Source organism: Butyricicoccus sp. AM27-36 (assembly GCF_003480945.1).
GTDB lineage: Bacteria > Bacillota > Clostridia > Oscillospirales > Butyricicoccaceae > Agathobaculum > Agathobaculum butyriciproducens.
On sequence record NZ_QUJR01000025.1, the window covers coordinates 331 to 5,193 of the forward strand.

Consider the following 4,863-nt stretch of genomic DNA (forward strand, 5'->3'; position numbering starts at 1 on the left):
ACGACCATGCAGGACTGCTCCATGTGCCGACGCTGTACCGCAAGCGCGTTACTGGTGAGTGTGGCACGCGGCTGCGGAATGTAGAATACTTTGCATCCGGTCGTGAAAATTCGTGGGAAACCGACGAGGACTTAAAGATGGAGATGGGTCACACGCTCTATCTTGGCTCTAAGGATTCCGATGTGTACTTCTGTATCTATGAGAAAGCACAGGAGCAAAAGGCTAAGTTTGGCAAGTCGATTGAGGACGCGGACATTCTCAACCGCTTTGAACTGCGGCTGACGAACAACGCTGCGGAAAATTCCGCAGACGCGCTAATGGACAGCGAGGACGCGGCAGGAACAGCGTTTTCCATCATCAACAACTATGTGCGCTTCATCGAGCCGCAAGCCGACAAGCGGCGTTATGACTGCCCTACGGACAAGCACTGGGAACAGTTCATGCAGGGCGAAGAACGCAAGCTGAAACTGACGATGAAGCCGAAACCGTTCGACTTGGAACGCACGGAAAACTGGATTAACAAGCAGGTCGCAAAGTCTATCAAAATGCTGCAGGAAATCGAGAAAATGAAAGGTAGGGATTTTGTGCAGCAGCTTTTGGACGGCACGGTACTGAATGAAAAACATAGGAAGATTGTCGCGCAGGTGACGAGCGAATTGAAGTAAGAAAACAGCCACCGGAGAAAATTCTCCGGTGGCTGAATTGTTAATAACATTGCTGCAACCACAATAGTTATATCATTTATGCAAAACCGTTCGGTAATAGTACCAATCACCATCAATTTTTTCAGATTCTACGGCAATGCCCGCCGAATCAAATATAGGTGGTTCCGTCTGTGTTAATACCGCCAGTATGCCGCTTCCATCGTCTAAATTGGAATAAAACTGAAAATACACATTCGTATCTTCCTTGTAAATCACCTCCATACCTGCATTTTTTAATGTTTCACAATTTTCAATCACTACTGAATTTTTTACTGTTACCGTGATAACAGGCAATGACGAATATTGTTTTTGAAACAAAGTATTACTATCGTTATAAGATAATTCTATAGACTTATCCGAGCAAGTCAACAGATATTCGGCTATCTGATGTAACTCATTAGTGTACTTATGATACAGCTTTTCAGCACTTTGCGAATCCAAAAATTTATATCTGTTGTAACAATGGCAAAGAATTATTGATATAGCCAAAAACAACACTATTATTAAGTGTTTTCTTTTAATGCCTTGCTTCATACCATTTGATTCCCAAGCGCACATTTTTCTTATCATCCTCCGAATCAGCTCCAGTAAAAATACCTGTTACACCACCAGCGGCATAATTACCTCCGGAAATCAATTCAAATTCAGTATATCCCATTGCTTTTCCAAGATAACCGTAAGTTATGTTGCCCAACGCTTCAGGAGTAGTCAATCGGCTTTGGAACACAATGGTCGTATCATACGAAATTGGATATGTCGTTTTAATGGTTTTCTTCCACGGATCAGCCCGCTTAATATCCCAAGGTTTCGCATGATTCACCTGATCCATAAACCAGAAAACATCAGTGACCTTGTTTTTGGATGCAAATGTAGGCTCAGCTGCATAGACCGCCTTTTCAACAGGGACAGTTTCATCTAAGTATTGTACGCCGCTATATGTAGCCAACCGAACGCCCATAAGCACATCAGCTTGGGTGATATAATTCTCCAGTCGAGTGCTAACCAAGTGTACCTTAGAACTCAATCCCAATGCCGCGACAAATTCAGAAACCTTAACATATGTTGTACTATTGTTACCACATAGTAAAACATCGAAATACGCACTCGTCGTAGAACCACGACCTACATAGATTTTATAGTTGGTATTTCTGGAATAGTTACCTGCATTTGCACGGGTCAGCTTAGACAAAGGAATAGTATAAGACTTTCCATTAACAGAGCCATAGGCTGTATGCGTTTTTTTTGCATATTGCACTGTTGCAGTGGCACAATATGTGTTAATAATGGATATAAGTTCTCGAAGTTGAACATATCCCGAACTAATCCACTTGGTATCTTTAACAGTTGCCAATGCGGTACCGGCAAGAATTTTTGCTGTACCATATACATCAACAACTATGATTGGATTATTCCCGCAATAAGCATACCAATTCTCGCCGTCCTTGATGGGGTCTTCCTGCGTAAACCGGTGGTCGGCAGGGTCGTAGAAACGATTCTGCGCGAAATACAGGTCAAGCACTTCGTCCCAAGTGTAGCCGGTGAAATTGTTGGCGTTGTCGATGCCGCTGAAATTCGTATCCGTGTAGGTTTCGGTCAGCGGATTGCCCCACGGGTCATAGATCGTGTGAGAGATGACCTTGCCGGTTTCGTCTACGGCAAACAGCGTGCTGCCGAGATGACTGGTGCGATACCATACCTTGCGCACATCATTTGCCGCAAAGTCACTTTGCAGGTTTTCGCCGCCCTCACCGCGCTTTGTACCGGCTGCATAGCCGTACTCTGCCGAGATACGGGTGCCGTCCTCATCGTACACATACCGCTGCGTGAAGCTGCCGTCCTCTGTGACGAGTATATCACGATTGGCAATGGAAAGATAGTCCACAACATAGTTCTTTGTTACGGTTTCAAAATTGCTCTGGAAGGTCGTGCCTACCTCGGTTTCCCATGTGCGCTGCCAGAAAAAGCGTCCATCCTTCAAGAAGTCCAGATAATCGGTGCCGTGCGAACCGTCCTTCAAGTCGGAGTTTGCATGGGCGGCATTCTTGTTGTCGCGCACCTGTACATTCTTAATGCGTACATTGAGCGCATTATAGGTGTAGGTGCTGCTCTGACCGTCCTCTGTCTTGCCGGTTTTCAGCTTGTTCTGTGCCGTGTAGGTATATTCGGTCGTGCCGTCCGGTGCAGCCTTCTTAATCAGATTGCCCGCCGCGTCATAGGTATAAGTGGTCGTACCGTCCTTGCCGGTCTTGCTAACCAGACGGTTTTGCAGATCGTAGGTGTAAGTGTTCGTACCATCGGAAAGCAGATTGCCCGCGAGGTCGTAGGAATACTTCGTATTCTTGCCCTCGATATTGGTGCGGATAAGCTGATTGGCCTTATCGTAGTAGTAGCGTACCAACTCGTCCTTCTTGTCAATGTCTACACCGGAACGGTTTTCACTTACGATATTGCCCGCATCATCGTAGGTATACGCAGTCTGACGGCGTGTGCTGTTGCTCTTGGTGACTTCCTTTTGCAGCGTCAGCAGACCGGCGGCGTTATAATCATACTCGGTCGTGCTGCCGTCGCTGTGGCCTTCCTTGATTGTGCGTCCTTCCGCGTCGCGCGTGTAGGTAATGCCTGTGCCGTCATGGTCGGTCTGGGACTTCACATTGCCGAGACTATCATACGCGGTCGTAACAGCCTTGCCGTCGGGGTAGGTGATGGACAGACGGTTGTTTGCCGCGTCGTAGGTGTACGCCGTGGTCGTGCCGTCCTCATTTGTGACAGCGGTGGTGCGGGAAAGCGCGTCGAACGCAAATGCTACCGTGCCGTTTCCATCCTTGGCCGAGGTCATGTTGCCCGCCTTGTCATAGGCAAAGGTCGCAGTACCATCCGCGTCCTTGCGGGAAACCATGCGATACAACTTGTCGTAGGTGTACGCGGTCTGCTTGCCGTTTTCGTCAACCTGCGTCAGCACATTGCCTTCCTTGTCATGCGTGTAGGTAGTCACGCTGCCCAGCGGAGAGGTTTCGGTCAGCAGATTGCCCGCTGCATCATAGGCATAAGTGGTCGCGGCCTTCTCGTCACCGCCGCCGTACATCGTCGTGCCTGCGGTGTTGCCAAACGAATCATACCGGTACTCGAACATACCGCCTTCGGCGTTGGTCTTGGAAACAAGACGATTCAAGCCGTCATAGGTGTATATGGTCTTGTTCTTGTTGCCGTCGATCACCGCCGTCTGGTTGCCTGCAAGGTCGTATTCGTACTCGGTTGCATGGTTAAGCTGGTTGGTTTCCTTGACCTGCCGATTCATGCAGTCATACGCATACTTCACCCATTCGTTGTTGCGGTTGGTGTACTGAATGAGATTGTTGTTCGCATCATACTGATAAACGGCATACGCATTATTCGCGTCGGTTTCCTTGCGGAGATTACCGGCTGCATCATAGGTGTAGGTAGTCGTTGCACCCAGCTTGTCCGTAGTTGCGGCTACTCTGCCGCGGGCGTCGTAGGTGTTGGTAACAACACCGGAAAGTGCGTCGGTTTCGGTCAGTACATTGCCGTTCTTATCGTAGGTGTAGGTCGTTGCGCTGCCGTTTTCATCGGTTTCAGAAACGACACGCCCCAGCGCGTCATAAGCAGACGAGGACACGCCGCCTTCTGCGTCGGTGGTCTTGAGCAGGTTATAGTTTTTGTCGTAGGCATACTGTGTTGCATTGCCTTCACGGTCAGTGGAAACCAGAACATTGCCTACACCGTCATACTGCTTGGTTCCTGCATTACCCAGTCCGTCAATCATTTTTACCACACGATATGCACCGTCGTACTCGCTCTTCGCGATTACCGTTCCGTCCTTAGTGACAGAAACCGTGTTGCCTACCTTGTCGTAGCCGTATTCGGTCACAACACCTACTGCGTTGGTTTCGGTATGCGTTCTGCCGAGTGCGTCATAGGTGTACCTGGTTGCATTGCCGTTCTGGTCGGTCACTTCGCTGACATTGCCGAGCGCATTGTAGGTATAGCGGGTTTCGCTGCCGTCCGCATAGGTGATAACCGTAATCTGGTCTTTGCGGTTGTACTGATACGAAGTTTTGTTGCCTTTCGGGTCAGTTACAGTAAGCTGGTTGCCGTTTGCGTCATAGGTGGTAGCAGTCTTACCGCCGAGTTCGTCATAGCT

At 48.6% G+C, this 4,863-nt stretch carries 3 protein-coding genes; 1 reads left to right on the forward strand and 2 read right to left on the reverse strand.

Annotated features, from left to right (window positions below):
• Positions 1-665, forward strand: a 665-nt coding sequence (locus tag DW724_RS15160; RefSeq protein ID WP_202183547.1) for a replication initiation factor domain-containing protein, incomplete at its 5' end; no start/stop codon positions are given.
• Between the two features lie 72 nt (positions 666-737).
• Here DW724_RS15160 and DW724_RS15165 read toward each other — a convergent pair.
• Both DW724_RS15165 and DW724_RS15170 read right to left on the reverse strand, forming a co-directional pair.
• Complete coding sequence (locus DW724_RS15165; protein ID WP_118762039.1) at positions 738-1,238, reverse strand: hypothetical protein; 501 nt, start codon at positions 1,236-1,238, stop codon at positions 738-740.
• A partial coding sequence (locus DW724_RS15170; RefSeq protein ID WP_243105785.1) for a polymorphic toxin type 44 domain-containing protein occupies positions 1,222-4,863 on the reverse strand: 3,642 nt, incomplete at its 5' end. The genes DW724_RS15170 and DW724_RS15165, both read right to left, overlap by 17 nt.